This window comes from Saccharopolyspora pogona, from assembly GCF_014697215.1.
GTDB lineage: Bacteria > Actinomycetota > Actinomycetes > Mycobacteriales > Pseudonocardiaceae > Saccharopolyspora > Saccharopolyspora hattusasensis.
Genome location: NZ_CP031142.1, coordinates 822599 through 838556, shown reverse-complemented (window position 1 = coordinate 838556; position 15958 = coordinate 822599). Strand labels below are relative to the sequence as shown.

Annotated in this window: 12 protein-coding genes; 1 reads left to right on the top strand and 11 read right to left on the bottom strand. The window is 65.5% G+C overall.

Annotated elements, in window-relative coordinates:
* The first annotated feature begins 66 nt into the window (after window positions 1-66).
* Entirely contained in the window at window positions 67-1107 is a 1041-nt protein-coding gene (locus tag DL519_RS03380) for an IS630 family transposase (RefSeq protein WP_190812838.1), read from the top strand.
* 172 nt (window positions 1108-1279) lie between these two features.
* Here DL519_RS03380 and DL519_RS03375 read toward each other — a convergent pair whose 3' ends face one another.
* The 11 genes from DL519_RS03375 to DL519_RS03325 all read right to left on the bottom strand — a co-directional run bounded on the left by DL519_RS03375 (window position 1280) and on the right by DL519_RS03325 (window position 15168).
* On the bottom strand, window positions 1280-3127 hold the full coding sequence (locus DL519_RS03375) for a ThiF family adenylyltransferase (RefSeq protein WP_190812837.1): 1848 nt from the start codon (window positions 3125-3127) through the stop codon (window positions 1280-1282).
* Between the two features lie 167 nt (window positions 3128-3294).
* Window positions 3295-4560, bottom strand: a complete 1266-nt coding sequence (locus tag DL519_RS03370; RefSeq protein WP_190812836.1) for a phenylacetate--CoA ligase family protein — start codon at window positions 4558-4560, stop codon at window positions 3295-3297.
* Between the two features lie 28 nt (window positions 4561-4588).
* On the bottom strand, window positions 4589-5563 hold the full coding sequence (locus DL519_RS03365; RefSeq protein ID WP_190812835.1) for a 3-oxoacyl-[acyl-carrier-protein] synthase III C-terminal domain-containing protein: 975 nt from the start codon (window positions 5561-5563) through the stop codon (window positions 4589-4591).
* 99 nt (window positions 5564-5662) lie between these two features.
* Complete coding sequence (locus DL519_RS03360) at window positions 5663-6160, bottom strand: nuclear transport factor 2 family protein (RefSeq protein ID WP_190812834.1); 498 nt, start codon at window positions 6158-6160, stop codon at window positions 5663-5665.
* Window positions 6153-7019, bottom strand: coding sequence for an SCO6745 family protein (locus DL519_RS03355; protein ID WP_190812833.1), 867 nt, complete (start codon window positions 7017-7019; stop codon window positions 6153-6155). Before DL519_RS03355 ends, DL519_RS03360 begins: the two co-directional genes overlap by 8 nt.
* On the bottom strand, window positions 7016-8197 hold the full coding sequence (locus DL519_RS03350; RefSeq protein WP_190812832.1) for an acyl-CoA dehydrogenase family protein: 1182 nt from the start codon (window positions 8195-8197) through the stop codon (window positions 7016-7018). Before DL519_RS03350 ends, DL519_RS03355 begins: the two co-directional genes overlap by 4 nt.
* A gap of 698 nt (window positions 8198-8895) precedes the next feature.
* Window positions 8896-9798, bottom strand: a complete 903-nt coding sequence (locus DL519_RS03345; protein WP_190812831.1) for a DMT family transporter — start codon at window positions 9796-9798, stop codon at window positions 8896-8898.
* A gap of 212 nt (window positions 9799-10010) precedes the next feature.
* Complete coding sequence (gene trpA / locus DL519_RS03340) at window positions 10011-10793, bottom strand: tryptophan synthase subunit alpha (protein WP_190812830.1); 783 nt, start codon at window positions 10791-10793, stop codon at window positions 10011-10013.
* Between the two features lie 4 nt (window positions 10794-10797).
* Window positions 10798-11988 (bottom strand): tryptophan synthase subunit beta, encoded by a 1191-nt coding sequence (gene trpB, locus DL519_RS03335; protein ID WP_190812829.1) that lies wholly within the window; start codon window positions 11986-11988, stop codon window positions 10798-10800.
* A gap of 568 nt (window positions 11989-12556) precedes the next feature.
* On the bottom strand, window positions 12557-14671 hold the full coding sequence (locus DL519_RS03330) for an ATP-binding protein (protein WP_190823739.1): 2115 nt from the start codon (window positions 14669-14671) through the stop codon (window positions 12557-12559).
* Between the two features lie 5 nt (window positions 14672-14676).
* Window positions 14677-15168, bottom strand: a complete 492-nt coding sequence (locus DL519_RS03325; protein ID WP_223838402.1) for a hypothetical protein — start codon at window positions 15166-15168, stop codon at window positions 14677-14679.
* Window positions 15169-15958 lie beyond the last annotated feature (790 nt).

The window sequence follows — 15958 nt, the reverse complement described above, 5'->3', positions numbered from 1 at the left end:
GCAATCGTGACCGTGGCAGTCGGTTATTGATCGGGAACTTATAGGTGTGATCTTCGTTGTTCTGGCATGATCGCTGGTGTGCGGGACGCGCGGAGGTTGTCGCCTGAGGCGCAGGAGGATTTGCGGCGCAGGGTGGTCGCTGCTGTTCATGGTGGGATGAGTCAGGTCGAGGCGGCCCGGGTGTTCGCGGTGGCCCCGCAGTCGGTGTCCAGATGGGTGCAGGCGTGGCGGAAACGTGGCTCGAAGGGTCTCACCGGGCGTCGCCGGGGTCGCAAGTCCGGCGAGCAGAAAGCGTTGAGTGCCCGCCGGCAGCGCAAGCTGCGGTATGCGGTGGCCGAGCACACCCCGGCCACGTTCGGGCTGGCCGGCCTGGTGTGGACCCGCAAGACAGTGGCCGAGCTGATCCGGGTGCGCCACGGCATCGTGTTGAACCTGCGCACCGTCGGCAACTACCTGCGTTCCTGGGGATTGTCGCCGCAGAAACCGATCCGCAAGGCCTACGAACAGGACCCCGAGTCCGTACGCCGATGGCTGGAGGAGGACTACCTGGCCATCGCCGCCCGCGCCCGCCGCGAGGGCGCACTGATCCTGTGGCTGGATCAGACCGGGATCCGCTCCGACGCCACCGTGGCCCGCACCTGGGCACCGGCGGGCCAGACACCGGTGGTGGGCAAAACGGGCAAACGATTCAGCGTGAACGCGATGTGCGCGATCGGGAACAAAGGCGAGCTGTACTTCACCGTCTACACCGGCTCGTTCAACGGCAAGGTGTTCCTGTCGTTCCTGGACCGGCTGACCCGCCATCTGGACCGCAAGGTCCACCTGATCGTTGACGGACACCCCGTCCACCGCCGCAAGACTATCCAGCAATGGATCACCAAGCACGCTGAGGCGATCGCGATGCACTTCCTGCCGGGATACAGCCCCGAACTCAACCCCGACGAGCTACTCAATGCCGACCTCAAACGCACCGTTTCCACCAGCACAGCCCCCAAAACCCGCGCCGAGTTAAAACAAGCGGTCCGCTCCTTCCTCCACCGGCTCCAGAAGCTGCCCGACCGAGTTCGCTCCTACTTCGGCAAACCCGAAGTTCGCTACGCCGCCTAACATCACACATTTGCCACCCGGATCAATAATACGCTCCTGCTCCCGACACGCTGGCGTGGCACTCAGGACTCCGCTGCGAGAGGCGCCCCCTGCTCCAGGATCCGCTGCAGAGCTGGTGCCGTTCAGTTCGCGGGTGCGCGGACTCCCGAGGCCTGAGTTCAGCGGGAGTTTGCTATTCGACCCACTTCACCGACGTCGCCAGCGGACAGCGCGCCACCCGCGTGGTCGGTGGTCTGGTTCCCTTGCCGACACGCAGGACCGCCAGCACGGCGTTGTCGCCGGAGGCGTCTCTGGTCGAAGGGGTCCCGAGTCCGCCGAATTCTCCCAGCAACGGCTGAGCCGCGTATCCCTGCTCAACCAGGGACAGCCACAGTTGCATCAACGTCTCGCCCGCGCTGATGCGGTCGGCTACGGTCTGACGAGGGCCACGCAGCACGAGTACCGCGCCGCAATTGCGCAACTGCCGGGCACGCCCGTGCTCGACAACCCCTGCCAGTACGTGGCGTTTGGCCACGTCCGGGATCGCAGATCCCGCCAGAGCCGATGCAAGATGTCCGGCGACACCGGAGATTCCGAGCAGGTCGTGAGGTTTGCCGAACCAACTGAGGCCGAACTCGGTATCGGCCCGCTTGCGCACCCACGCCCACAGTTCGTCCTCGTTGCCGATCAACGTGGACCTATCGCATGCGGTCCGGCCGAGGAGACTGCTTCGAGCTTGCGAGCCCCTCATCGTCTCCAGGCTGACATTCCGGTCGGTACACAGTTTTTCGACCTGCTTCAGGGTCGTGCGGTCGATCGGGGTGGACAGCATGTCGCCTCGGTACGTCGAACGTGCCCCCAAAACGCCCTGGCGGGTCAAGAAGTCGTCACGCAGGCGATCGAGGCGGAATCGGCCTGCGGACCAGTTCTGGTCCGTGAGCTCACCCTCGTGCGCCTCCCATTCGCCGTGCGCGAGGTACGAAAGAGCTCCCAGCGCGCATCCGAGGTTCTCGGCCCAGCCCAGCTGGTCCGGATGCGCTGTCGGCCAGCGTGCCCCGTTTAGCGCGAGCCGGACGGTGTGGTTGTCGACGATTTCGAAACGCCACGGCTGGGAGTTGTACGTGGAGGGAGCGAGACGGGCGCCGTCCAGCACGGCGGTGAGTTCCGGGGGCAGTTCGCGCTCCCGTTGCCCGCTCCGCACTGGCTGGGAACCGCCTTTTCTCGTCACTTGGCGAATGGTCCACAGAGTTCGGGCGAGTTCCAGCGGCATACGCGCCCGGTGGGCTAACGCCGCGGCTCTCGGCATGGCCGCAGCATGGAAGTCCACCGTCACTACGGATTTCACCCGTCGGTTCATCAGCAAGTTGAGCACAACCCTGCTGCCGAGCGCGCCGAGACCCATCACGCAGTAGGAAATCTGCGGCCAGGTACCGCCGTTGGCCAGCCGGTCGGACATGATGGGGAGGTAGTCGCTGGGGAAGTGCGTCCTGCCGAACCAGCGCACGGAGTCCCACAGACGGTTCTCCCGGTGCGCTTCCGCTGTCGCCTTCCCGTGGAACGGCAGCGGGTTGCGGCGGTAGTCGAAGACGAACACGGCCGGTTTTCCGCCCCAGTCGACTCCGGCGACGACGGGAATGCCGCGACGGGCGGCGCGTTCGTGCAGCTGGTACTTGACCCACGCGGACATCGCGGGATCGATCGCGTCGAAGGCGACGTGCGCGCCGTCGAGCGCCTCGTCGAGGTTTTCCAGGGTGAGACCGTCCGGGTAGGTGCGCACCTCGGCGGTGGGACTGATCGCGACTACCCGGCGGGCGAGCACCTCGGGTTTCGGCAGGCCGACATCAGCGACCACGCACGCCTGCCGGTTGAGGTTCGACACGTCGAATCTGTCCGGGTCGGCGAGCCGGAAACGGGTGACGCCCATTCGCGCCAGCGGTTCGACCACGGCACCACCCACGCTGCCGCAGCCGGCCACCAGCACGGTCGCGGCCCGGAGTACCGCTTGTTCACGCTCGGCGAGAATGCCCAGGTTGCGGCTCACGGCCTCCGCACCGAAACCCGCCGTCCCCGCTGAGAGCGAATCAGGACCTCTGAAATCCGAATGCACGATTTTTCTCCAACGGTCGCCGGAAGTTCACCTTCCGTATTTTCACCGTGTCGAGTTTTCTTTGCCGACGAGCAGGAAACTGCCTGTCCAGGGGTTTCGCCCTATGGGTCCACCCGCTCGTCGAGCAGCCGGACAATCTTGCCGCTGCGGGGGTTCACCTTGATCATGTCTGCCGGTACGAACTCGACCACCAGCGGGTTAATCAGTCCGGCGCGCACGTGTTCGCCGAACATCGGGCGTAACTCGTCAAACCGCGCGGATATCGCTTCGGCAAGCGGCCGCGGATCGTTGATCTGTCCACCGATCCGCAGCACGAGTTCGTCCTTGGAGTCCCGTCGACGTTGCACCGCCTGGAATCCCGCGATGGGCTGGTCGCCGGCCAGTTCCTCGATCACCAAACGCAGGTCCTCCAGGTAGACGGTGACCGGACCGACCCTGGCTCCATCGTCGGAACGGCCCAGCAGGCGGAACCGGCGATCGTCGTAGTCGATCCACGCGGCGCGGTCACCGACCGGATACCGGATGAGGGGCATCAGCCGCCGGACGAGGTCCGTGGCCAGCAGCCTGCCTGGGCGACCTGGTTCCCTGATCGGATCGCCGGTTTCGTCGTCGACGATCTCCATCAGTTTTTGGAGCCGGTGGACGCGATGCACGCGCGCGTCCGGCTCGTCCTGGACGGGCGCGGCCAGCACACCGGCATCCACCGACGCGTACCCCAGCGAGCGCACAACGGCGTTGGGGAACGCGTCGGCAATCAATCTGCGCTGATCGTCGTAGAACGCCTCCCCGCCGAAGAGGAAGAGGTGGACCGCAGGCGCCGAGTCGCCTCGCGCGGTCAGCCGCGACGCGACCTGGCCGACCGTGGTGGGCGTGGCCAGCAGCACGGTCGCTTCCTGCTCGATGATCAGGTCCGCCATGACCTCAGGCGACGGGCTTCCCGCGATCGGCAGGTGCACCACGGGAACGCACGTCTCTTGCAGGCAAAGGACGTTGAACAGGAAACTGGCGTACAACTCCCCGGCGTAGAAGAGGTTGGCAACCCGGTCGCCGGTCCGCAGGCCTGCCGCCGCGTACCCGTCTCCCTGCAGCCGGGCCATGGCGTGCAGTTCCGCCCTGGTGTACACGGTCAGTTTGGGGTTGTTGACGGTCCCACCCGTTTTGAACACGACACCGTCGTCGTGGCGAGCCGTCAGCACCCGGTTGTCCTTCACCGTATTCGCTTTCCAGAAACCGGCGTGGTCGATGATCGGCAAGTCCTCCGCCCGGATCGGCCCGTCGGTGGCAACACCGGCGTAGAGGGCCCGATAGTAGGGCGAATTGCGGCGGGCGAAGTCGACCAGTTCGGTGAGATCCGGTTCCAGCATCATGTGTCCCTTTCGTCGGTGAAGACGCCCGTCATCCCGTGATCTCCAGAAGCGCGCAGATGAAGCGGAAGCCGGCACCGATCCCGATCACGAGGACGGTGTCAGACGGCTCGAGGGACTCTTCCCGGAGGAAGTGGTCCAGGCCGAGTAGCTGGTCGCACGGGCCGACATGGCCCAGTGTCCGGTGCAGCGGCCAACTGGTCCGGTCGCTGGGTATGCCCAGGGGATCGAGGAGGAGAACGGTCAGCTGCGCCAACCCCAATCCGGTGACCGCGAACCGGGAGACCTTGTCGAGCGACACACCGGCTTCCTGGAGGACCTGCTCGACCGCGGTGCGAGCGGCTGCTTGGAGCATGCCGAGGTGGGGCATGACGCCGACCGTCTCCGCCGGTGTCATCATGCGGCTTCCGTCCTCCGCGGGAATGGTGGGCGTGGCCAGGTCTTCGAGTTCGGGCACCGCAGTGCAGGAGGTGGCGACCAGCCGGGCCTGCCCGGCTCCCCTGCTCAGCACCGCGGCAGCGGCGCCATCGGCCAGGAAGTGCCCCAGCCCGGGCAGCCACCTCGGCCAGCGCGGCGCGACGAACCGGCCCGCCGCCGTAACCAGCGCGGAGGTGGCGGAGGGATCGGCGGCTAAGTGCGAGGCGGCCAGCACGAGTCCCGCAGCACCACCGCAGCTGCCCGCGCCCGCCTCGACCGCGAGCGCCCGGGAGGCACCCACAACCCGCTGCACGTAACAGGCGGGAGCGTAGTGCTCCTGGTCATCGAAGACGGCGTGGATCACCGTTGCGATGTCGGCGCCATCGTGCCCGGAGCGGCGGAGGGCGTCGGTCGCCGCACTTGCGGCCATCTCCGCGGCGGTGAACCCGTCCGAGGCGGTAAAGGACTCGAAGTCGGACATCTCGAGCGCTTGGCGGTCGATCGTGCCGTCACCAACGAGGTCGGTGGCGCTGGCGCGGGGCGGCAGGTACCGGCCAGTGCCGCTGACGAACATGTCGTTCCAGAGCATCGTGTCCTTCTTCCGTTGCGGATGCCGGGTGCGAGGTGTGGGCGGGCGCCGACGCAATAAGCTGGACCACCGGAAGCACGGCGACGGCTGTCGTGGCCATCACCCTCTCCGGACCAGTACGGACGGAGGAGGGATCAGTGCCTGGTCGCTGATCCAGGCGATGGTCAACTCACGGGTGTGGAAGAACCACTTACCCGCGACCCGCAGGTAAGTGTCCGTGTAACGGACGCAGCGCACGATCATCCTGCCCACTCCGTCGTGGTCGTAGAGTTCGTGTGCGAGGCAGTAGGTCTCCCCGGTCGCATCGTCGCCACCGATCGACACCAGGTGGTTGCCGACGAAGTGGACGGTGGCGGTGAAGGGCGCCAGAAGCGCGAACGCCCTCGCCCACCCGTCGCCGCCGTCGAACACGAGCTTGGGACGATCGCCGCCGGCCGGGTGCGGCACCACGAGTCGGCCTTCCGCGCAGAACAAGGTTCCGAACTTCTTCTGGAGCCGGTTGTCCAGAACGTACGCGTAGCTGTCGACGAGTTCGCGTAGAGCGATCCGATCAGAGACTTCGCTCGCGCTGGGGCGCTCCCTGGTCAGGTCAACCATTTCTGCCAGCTCTCTTGCTGGCCGAGCGCAGCCCGGACACCACCTGTGCCGTGAGCGGGCGCATCAGTTCCAGCAATCGGTTGGTCGCCGTGACGCCGAGCGCTCGCCACGGAACCTCCGCGAGCTGGTCCGTGCGTTGCTCCACAGCCTGTCTGGTCTCGCTACCCAGTTTCGTCAGCGACCCGTCGGCGGTGAGAAGCCCCCGTTGGGTCAGCCGGTGCTCGCCGGCAGCCCATTCCGTGTCGGTCCATCCCCGGCGCGCCTGGATGCTGGCACGTCGTTCGATCCCCGAGGCCGTCGCGGTGATCAGCGCCTCGACACCACCGAGCCTGGCTTCGGCCAGCGCGGCCGCATGACCGTCGCCGCGAAACTCGCGTATCGTCGTCACCGCCTGCCACAGTGCCAGGTGCGGCTCGTCGGGCAGGTCCAGTGCCTGGTTCGCGGCGCAGAGCGGGCGAGCTGGCACGGAGCACGCCGTTGCTCCCGCCACCGCCAGTGCTGCCGCCTCCGCCACCCGCCGTTCCGTCAGCACACCGTCCAGCAGCGCTCGGAGAGCGGCGTCCACACCGGTCAGACGTGCGTGGAGGGCCTGTGTCGGAGTTGCCTTCTCCCACAAGCCGGTCATCTCGGCCGCCACCATCGATGGTTTGAAGTGGTAGAAGACGGCGCTCACCACTGCCGGTCCGACCGGGCCCAGCGGTGCTGCCCGGCCACCGAAGTAGCCGTCCCAAGGGCCCGTCAGACCGATCGCGTGGAACGCTTGCACGGACTGGGTGGCCAGGTAGGTCACGCCGTGGAACGGATCGAGCACCTGGTGCGCTTCGCGGGTCGGTGGCAGATCCACCAACGTGGTGTTCATGAGCGGTCCGCCCCGGAGAAGTGCACGAGCGTGGAGATGCCACGCTTGTCGATCTCGTTGGCGACGACCAGTCGCTGCACCTCGGACGTGCCCATCCAGATCCGGTCCAGCCGCACATCGCGGTAGATGCGCTCTACCGGGTTCTCCCTCAGGTAGCCGCGCCCTCCGAAGATCTGGACCGCTCGGTCGGCGACCCTGCCCGCTGCCTCGGTTGCGGCGATCTTCGCCATCGCGATCTTGGCGTTGAGGGTCTTCAGGTCGCTCCGGCGGTCGACGTCCCACGCCAGGCGGTGGACGAAGGTGCGATTGACAGCGACGTCGATGGCGGAGTCGGCCAGCATGCTCTGGACGAGCTGGTGCCGAATGATCCGGTCACCACCCTGAACGCGCTCACGGGCCCAGTCCGACGCGAGAGCCAGTGCCCGTTCAGCGGCGCCCACCGCGTGGGCTGCCAAGACGATGCGCTCTTCGGAGAACGTGGCCTGGCTGAGCCTGAGGCCATCGCCAACGGCTCCGAGCACCGCGTCCTCACCGACTTCCACATCGGTGAACCTGAAGTGCGGGTGCGCAAACGCGAACTGGTGCGTGTAGCGGGGCACCTCGACGCACTCCACACCAGGGAGGTCCTTGTCCACCAGGAACATGGTTGGTGCGTTGTCCGGCTGGGCCACGGCGAGCAGCACGAAGTAATCGGCGACGTCTCCGAGTGTGACGAACCACTTCTCACCATTGATCCGGTAACCCTTGGTGGTGCGGACAGCGGTGGTCGCGATACGGCGCAGATCAGAGCCGCCCGCAGGCTCGGTGATGGCGCGACCGCCGAACCTGAGCCCACGGACTTCCGGAATCAGGTACTGCTCGCGCTGGGCCGCCGTGCTCGCGAGCAGTGCCGCCGCCGTGGGACGCCAGACTGCCGCCCATAGCCCGTTGGTCAGCTGGCCCAGCTCCTCTTCGACAACGATCTGCTCCAGCCAGGACAGGCCGGCGCCACCTAAGTCGACCGGGGCGTTCATCGCCGCGAGGCCGCTGTCCAGTACGAGAGCCTTGACGCGGTACCGACTCTCTTCCGAGAGACTGCCGTTCCGCTCGCATTCGTCCTCGTAGGACATTAATTGCTTCGTCAGATCCCCGGCGCGCCGCTTGAGCTCCGCAAGACGTGCCGAATATGCGAATTCCATCTGGACTCCTGTTACCTAGTACTCCAACAGTAATTTAAACTACCGTTGGAGTACTAGGGTGTTCACGACGATCCCGGAGGGCTGACAAGAATAAACGTGAGGAGCCGGCGCCGGGCGGCTTGTGGGAGCGGGGAACCGTTGTTGCCGCCGCCTCCGATTCGTTCGGGAACGGTATCCGGGGCGGCTGCTGACCGGGGGTCTTCACGACGGCGCACGAGTTGTTTCGGGGAAAGCTGCGGCGACGACAGCACGCTGCTTCGCGCAATTATTCTTCAGAGAAAATGAGTGCCATTAATCGCCGATTCACACGCAAGCAACGGGGCGACAAGGCGGGCCTGCACGACATAAAGAGAATGGTCTTAGGTGCTCCTCACCCTCCGCATCCGGTAACATTCTCCGTTTCGGCCTGCAGAAATCGGTCCACCCTGGATGTTGCACCTGGGTTTTTGATTCTGCCGCCAATCGGAGCAAATGTCGTTAATCGCAAGTTTCGTGGCAAATTCTGACTCTTTTGCCGCCAGGGACGACAGCGTTTGATCATGACTGTGCCCGTATGGTCATCAATACGTGTCCATTCGGGCGGACGCGGTCGTCGAAGTCGGTCTGGCTGGTCACGGCAGCCCTCATGGGCAGGATCTGGTGCGGTCGGCGGCGATGCGTTGACGCTGTCCTTGAAGCATAGGGTGACCAGCACCTAGCTAGTGGAGGGCGGATTTCACCGGCTGCTTCGTTTGCGCCTTGTCGCCAGTGCGGATCAGCACCATAGCGGCCGAGACGATGATGAGCGCACACCCCCCGATCAGGGAAACCGTCAAACGTTCACCCAGGAACACCACACCCCACAACACGCCGAACAACGGTGTCAGCAGGGCCACCATCATCGCCCGCGACGGGCCGACGTCGGCGATCAGCCGGAAGTAGAGAACGAAGCCTATAGTCGTGCACGGCACGGCCAGTGCGAGCACGTTGAGCACCATCGCGACGGTGATCTCGACCTGCGGAAGATTCGTCACCCAGAACGGCAACACCAGCAAGCCCGCCAGCAACTGGGAGCACCCCGCAGTGCCGATAGGTTTCAGGTGCGACGCGAAGCGCTTCACGTAGACCCCGGACAGGGCGTAACACACTGCGGCGGTGAGACAAGCGCCGATGCCCGTCCAGAACAGCGCGCCCTGGGGCTCCGAGCCCCCACCCGCGACGAGCGCAACCCCGAACATACCCATGGTGAGCCCGGCGATACCGCGTACGGTGAGCCGCTGGTTCAGGAAGACCGCCGAGAGCAGCGTGCCGAACAACGGTGTGCTGGAGTTGATGACGACCGAGTACGACGCCGGGATGTACATCGAAGCGTAGGAGAACAGCATCATCGGCGCGGCCACGTTGAACAGCCCCACCACCAGGTAATGCATCCAGTGCGTGCGCAACCGCGGGTGGAAGCGGATCACGGCGAAGTATGGCAGGAAAGCCAGCCCACCGATTCCCATGCGCAGCCCTGCGGTGGTCGCCGCCCCGAGGACGGGTGCCAGCACCCTCAGGAAGATGAATGAAGCTCCCCACAACGCGCTCAGGATTAGCAGACGTAGCCAGTCGGATCGGCGCATGTCGGCGAGAGCCCCTCCTGCGGCTGGTCCACCGCTGCGATTTCCTCCACCCCGCCGCTTACCACGACAGGCGCGCTTCCGGTCTCACCGCGTCCCCGGAGCGGGACGCCCCAGGTGGCTGGTGTTTTCGGTCATGTTTTACAAGCGGCGTCAGCCGCTTGCAGTGTGGGACTCAACCCGCACCGCTACGCGAACCACTTTCGAGGCAGTCCTTAGCTCCTCGCCGCGCGCACGAACTCGTCGATCTCCTTGCGCGCGACGCCCAGGTCGTCCAGGTTCCGCTCCACAAGAAGGCTGAAGTAACTGCCGACGATCACGCCGTCGGCTCCCGCGTTCCAGAAGTCAGCCACGTGCTCCTTGCGGCTGATCCCGAAACCCACCACGAGCGGCTTGTCCGACAGTTCGCGCAGGCGGGCCACGCGGTGCACCGCGTCGTCCTCGAACCGCACGCTCGGCCCGGTGGTGCCGAACCGGCTGATGACGTACGTGAACGCGCTTGACCTGTCGATCAACCGCGCCGCCCGCTCGGTCGGCGTGTTCGGGGCGATCATCTGGATGCACCCGACGTCGTGGGCACCCAGGAGTTCACAGTGCCTGCCAGACTCCTCCAGTGGCAGGTCCGAGCAGACCACGGCATCGACGCCGATTTCGGCGAACTCGGCGTACGCCCGCTCGCCCCGCTTGAACAGTAGGTTGCAGTACAGCAGGAGCCCGATCGGCAGGTCTGGGTAGAGCGCCCGGATCTCCCGGATCATTTCCACGCAGCCGTTGTAGGTCATCCCGGACGACAGCGACCGCCGCATCGATCTCTGGTTGATCGGTCCGTCGGTGACTGGATCGGAGAAGGGGAAGCCCAGCTCGACCGCGTCCGCACCCGCGTCGACCGCCGCGCGGATGAGCCGCATGCTTTCCGCGCGGGTCGGGTCGCCCAGAGTGAAGAATGGAATGAAAGACTTCCGGCCGGGCTGCTGGAAAGCGGTGTCGAATCGGTTCATCTGCTCAAATCCCTCGGTAGTTCCAGTACTCTTCCAGGTCCTTGTCGCCCCGGCCGGACACGCAGACCAGGATGGTCGCCTCCGGGTCGAGTTCGTCGGCCTTGCGCAACGCCAGAGCCAGCGCGTGCGCCGACTCGAACGCCGGGATGATCCCCTCCAACTCGGAAAGTTCGGCGAACACGTTCACCGTCTCCTCGTCGGAAACAGCCTCGAACGTGGCGCGGCCGGAGTCCTGCATCGCCGCAAGCTCCGGCCCGACCCCCGGGTAGTCCAAGCCCGCCGCGATCGAGTGGGTGTTGGTGATCTGCCCCTCGCTGTTCTGCAGGAAGAGCGAATGCATGCCGTGGAACACGCCAGGGGTTCCTCGGGTGAGGGTCGCGGCGTGCCGGTCGGGGTCCTCGCTGGCACCCGCGGGCTCGGCGCCGAACAAGAGCACGTCAGGGTCGTCCTCGAATGCCGAGAACATGCCGATGGCATTGCTTCCACCGCCGATGCACGCGAAGACGGCGCTCGGCATCGCGCCGGTCATCTCCACCATCTGAGCCCTGGACTCGTTGCCGATGACCGACTGGAAGAACTTGACCATCGACGGGTACGGGTACGGCCCCGCAGCGGTGCCGAAGCAGTGGTAGGTACTGCCCACGTTGGTGATCCAGTCGCGCATCGCCTCGTTGATGGCGTCCTTCAACGTGGCGCCGCCGTTGGTGACCGGGTGGACCTGGGCGCCGAACAGTTCCATGCGCTTGACGTTGGTCTGCTGCCGCTCGATGTCCACGGCACCCATGTAGACCTCGACCGGCAGGCCGAGCTTGGCTCCGGTCATCGCCGTAGCGACGCCGTGCTGGCCCGCCCCGGTCTCGGCGATAATCCGCGTTTTGCCCATGTACTTGGCCAGCAGCAGCTGACCAATCGTGCTGTTGGTCTTGTGCGCACCTCCGTGCAGCAAATCCTCCCGCTTGAGGAAGATCCGTCTTCCGTACCTTTCCGACAGCCGCTCGGCGTACATCACGGGTGTCGCCCGGCCGGCGAAGCTGCGGAGCACGTCCCTGAACTTGTCCATGAACGCGTCATCGGCCCGGGCCTTCAGGAACGCGGTCTCCACTTCTTCCAGAACGGCTACCAGGCTTTCCGACGAATAGAGTCCGCCATAGCCCCGCTCGCCGAACCGCGTCCGGAGATCTACCTGTGTGAACATGTACCTTCCTCAACCACAACGGCTTGCTGCGAGAAATAACATTGAGCCCGTGCAGACGCTTTTAGGACGTCGCGAATCACTCGTGTCGTGACGAATATGACCCAGTACGGCGGTGCGCGGAATGTGTCAACGTATCGAGCCGGTACCAGGCGGAACACTGTCGTTTCCACCAGGTCCGTTACCGTGCTCGTTCACGGGCAACGCAGTTTTTGACGAACTGTCCAAATACCCCCATCCGCCCCAGGGCGGATCCGCGTTTGTCACCCCAGTGCATATCCGTAAGCCACGGTATGGGTGGCCGGGCGGGAGGGCAAGAGTCTTAATGGCTGAATGCGCGCCTACCACAGGTGGGAGTCTGGGGCCGGCAGAGACCTATTGTGGAGGTCAGGCGACCAAGTAGCTGGCGTGCAACCGCGAGCACCGCATCCTGCTCAGCCCGGTGACCGTGGGTCAGTGCCCGCGCTGGGGCCTGACCAATGGCGCCCGAGTGTGCCGGGATTTCCCCAATCCGCCGGGGAATGACATGTGATTCGGGAAACCCCTTGCAGGGCAGGCGATGATGGTTCCGTCAGGACACGCGATCACGGCTTTCCCCGAGCGCATAGGATATGGCCTGGTGGTGGGTGAGGTTGATCCCGTCCTCGAAAGCAGCGTCGAACGCCTGCGGGCCGAGGACTTTGCGGGCCTGTTCCTCGGCTGCCCGATGCCGGGCCACGTACGGCGCGAAGCCGAACAGCGGCCTGCCTATCTCGCGCCACAAGGTGTGGCTGGCCCCCAGCAACCGAGCGGCGCATTCAGCGTCCTGGTTGACCGCGGACCAGGCGAGCAGCTCGATGGCTATGGCCATTCCGACCAGGTCGTTGAGCTGCTGCTTGAGCCGCAGGCATTCTCGAGCGTATGAGCTGGCTTGCTGTGCGTTGCCTTCCGTCCAGGCCGCGACGCCCAGCACCCACAGCGCCCAGGAGCTCGACCAGGGAACGCTGTACGAGTCACGCATCGCCAGGCACTCTTCGCAGAGAGCACGAGCCCGCTCGCAGTCACCGAGAAGCAGCACAGTACTGGCCAGAATTGGGCGGCTCACCACGGTCACTGCGCTGGGCTGTCCCTCGGCGTCCTCCCTCGCCAGGGCTTCTTCCAGGTACGCCACCGCACGTCGCTGGTTGTCGCGCACGTGCTCGGTGTAGCCGGACACGCACAATGCGGAGGTCAGCTCCACGTCGTCTCCAATGCTGCGTGCCAGATCACGACATTCGTCGAGCATGATCAGCGCAGGGCCGACATCCCCCTGCAAGGTGGCGATCCAGGCGTTGGTCCACAACGCCTTCGCCCTCTCCTCGCTCGGTTCCGTCGCTCGTGCAAGCAGGTGATCCAACCAGTAGCGACCCTCCGCGACCCGACCGCCGCCGACCCAGCAGAACCACAGCGCCCCGGCCAACCTCAAGCCGGTCCGTGCCTCGCCGGGCTCGGTGAGGCAGAACTCCAGTGCCATTCGCAGGTTCGCATGCTCGGAGTACATGCGTTCATTCCAGGCAACCTGCTCGGGACCGAACCACTTCGCCTCGGCCCGCTCGGCCAACCAGCTGTAGTGGTCCCGATGCCGCCGCCGCAGGAGGTCTCCCTCCCCTGACTCGTGAAGCCGCTGCCTCCCGTACTGACGGGTCGGGTCGAGCAACCGGTAACGCGTGCGCCCGGCACGGTCCTGCCGGCTGAGGATGGACTTGTCCATCAGCCCGACGACCAGCTCCAGCACGTCCTCTGGCAGCAGCACCTCGTCGGAGCAAACTGCTTCCGCCGTCTCCAGGTCGAAATCCGCGAACACCGAGGACCGCGCCCACAGCCTCCGCTCGGCCGGGCTGCACAGTTCGAAGCTCCAGTCGAAGATCGCCGGCAACGTCTCGTGGTGGCGCCCCGTTTGGACGCCAGGCCCAGGTAACCCGGCCACGCCGGTCTCAGGCCATTCGTCCAACGCTGCGAGGATCTCTTCGACCGACATCGTCCGGAGCCATTTCGCCACCAGCTCGATCGCCAGCGGTAGCCCCTCCAACCGACCGCAAATCTCGGCCACCGCGTCGCAGTTGGCAACGTCCACGGTGAAGCCCGGGGCCAGTTCCGCAGCACGCTCGGCGAACAATTCCACCGATGCGCAGTCCTGCGCCGGCTCCATCGAGAACATCTCTGCGGCGCTCTCCGGAACCGGCAACGGCGGGATCGTTACCACGTGCTCGCCGTCGGAGCCCAGCACCTGGCGGCTGGTGATCAGGATGCGCAACCTGGGCGCCTTCCTGAGCAGCGCGTTCACCAGATCCGCGCAGTCCTGAACGAGATGCTCGCAGTTGTCCAGAACGAGCAGCAACCGCCGAGACGCCAAGTACTCCGACAATGCGTCGATCGGCCGTCCCAACGACCAGTCGCCGACTCCGAGGATGCTCATCACGGTGTGTGGCAGGAGTGCGCCGTCGTCCAGCTCCGCCAGTCTCACCAGCCACACCCCGTCAGGAAATCTTCGGCGCACCTGTGCGGCAACGCGCAGGCCCACGCGCGACTTGCCTACCCCGGGAGGCCCCGTGATGGTCACCAACCGCGCCCTGGACAGTGCCCGTTTGCCCCCGGCCACCTCGTGTTGGCGACCGACGAAGCTGCTGCTCTCACCCGGCAAGTTTCCCGCCTGCCGCCCGGCACGCATGCTCCTCACCCCCGAAATCGTCGTCGGCACTGCGGTGGGGCGTCTTCTGTATCAAGCTCCTGGCATTCCTCCAGCATGGCCAGCGCCGCGGAATTGTCGCCTTGCCGGGTGGCGATGTAGCCCACCACATGTTCACAGTTGTCCAACACCAGCAGCAGTAGCTTGTCAGACAGGAACTCCGTCAAAACGGCCTCGGGGCCGCGCACGGGCTGCTCACGCAACCCCAACTCCACCGCGACCGTGGTAGCCGTGGGCGATTGCAGTTTGGCTAACTCGACCAGGCACACCCCGTCACGGAACGCCCGTTGCACTCCCCTGGCCACTCGCAAGGCCAACCGGGACTTGCCCACTCCGCCCACTCCGCCCACACCGGTCAGCGTCGTCAGCCGCGACGCCATCAACAGCGACCTGACCTGAGCGATCTCCTGCCGACGCCCGACGAAACTCGCGACATCCGCCGGATGGCCACACGGCGTTCCGGGCGACGACTTGCCCACGTCTCCACTCTACGACCGACGCCCTCAGCCGCATCTCAAACCGGCGTCGACCGTCGAGGCGGCCCGGCGCTGCGCTGATCGCTGGGCCGCGGGTGGGGCCGTCTCCTCGAAGATTCCGCAAACCGTTCAGATCGCCGAACACGTAGCCATACTCAGCGTCCCCTGGTCCGCCGCCATCATTCTCTGATCAGGGATTGATTCCCTGGAACAGCGAAGACTCCGCGCGCTGACAGGTGAATCACTTTGCCCCAGACGGGGTAGCCATAGACTGAATAGTTTTCGATCTTTGGCGGTGAGAACCGTGTTGCCGCTCACTCAATCGGACGACTGCGTCCTGTTCGACGGCAATTGGGAGGACATCGTCCTCAAAGCGGAGGCGGCGGGCGGCGTCGCCGCGCAGGAACTCGCACTTCTACGCCACACGAACGAACCAGAACACCGAGGCCGGGTTGAAGTCGAAGTGGGCCCGCCCGGAAGCCCCTTGGCAGCCTGGCTCCTGTGCACACGGCGAGCCACTCGCTCCGACGCGGGCACGGCCTTGGTCGACATTGATGCGCCAGGAACGGATATCAACCCGGCGGCATCACTTTACGTGCGGGAGGCGTATGCGGCCGCGTACTGCACCGTGCTGGCTGAGGAAGTCGGCGCCATAGCTGAGAGGCGTGTCCTGCCCACAACCACACCACCCGTTGCCATACCAAGACCCCGTGCAGAAACGGATACTCACGCCCCAAGCGACCGTCTAGCCCCCACCTTTTCGGTGGAGCTCCGAGGAGTTCGGTGAACCTCG

Excerpts from the sequence above, each read along its gene's own strand:
- DL519_RS03380 (WP_190812838.1), top strand. The coding sequence starts at position 67 with ATGATCGCTGGTGTGCGGGACGCGCGGAGGTTGTCGCCTGAGGCGCAG.
- DL519_RS03370 (WP_190812836.1), bottom strand. The coding sequence starts at position 4,560 with ATGATGCTGGAACCGGATCTCACCGAACTGGTCGACTTCGCCCGCCGC.
- DL519_RS03365 (WP_190812835.1), bottom strand. The coding sequence starts at position 5,563 with ATGCTCTGGAACGACATGTTCGTCAGCGGCACTGGCCGGTACCTGCCG.
- DL519_RS03360 (WP_190812834.1), bottom strand. The coding sequence starts at position 6,160 with ATGGTTGACCTGACCAGGGAGCGCCCCAGCGCGAGCGAAGTCTCTGAT.
- DL519_RS03355 (WP_190812833.1), bottom strand. The coding sequence starts at position 7,019 with ATGAACACCACGTTGGTGGATCTGCCACCGACCCGCGAAGCGCACCAG.
- DL519_RS03350 (WP_190812832.1), bottom strand. The coding sequence starts at position 8,197 with ATGGAATTCGCATATTCGGCACGTCTTGCGGAGCTCAAGCGGCGCGCC.
- DL519_RS03345 (WP_190812831.1), bottom strand. The coding sequence starts at position 9,798 with ATGCGCCGATCCGACTGGCTACGTCTGCTAATCCTGAGCGCGTTGTGG.
- trpA (WP_190812830.1), bottom strand. The coding sequence starts at position 10,793 with ATGAACCGATTCGACACCGCTTTCCAGCAGCCCGGCCGGAAGTCTTTC.
- trpB (WP_190812829.1), bottom strand. The coding sequence starts at position 11,988 with ATGTTCACACAGGTAGATCTCCGGACGCGGTTCGGCGAGCGGGGCTAT.
- DL519_RS03330 (WP_190823739.1), bottom strand. The coding sequence starts at position 14,671 with ATGCGTGCCGGGCGGCAGGCGGGAAACTTGCCGGGTGAGAGCAGCAGC.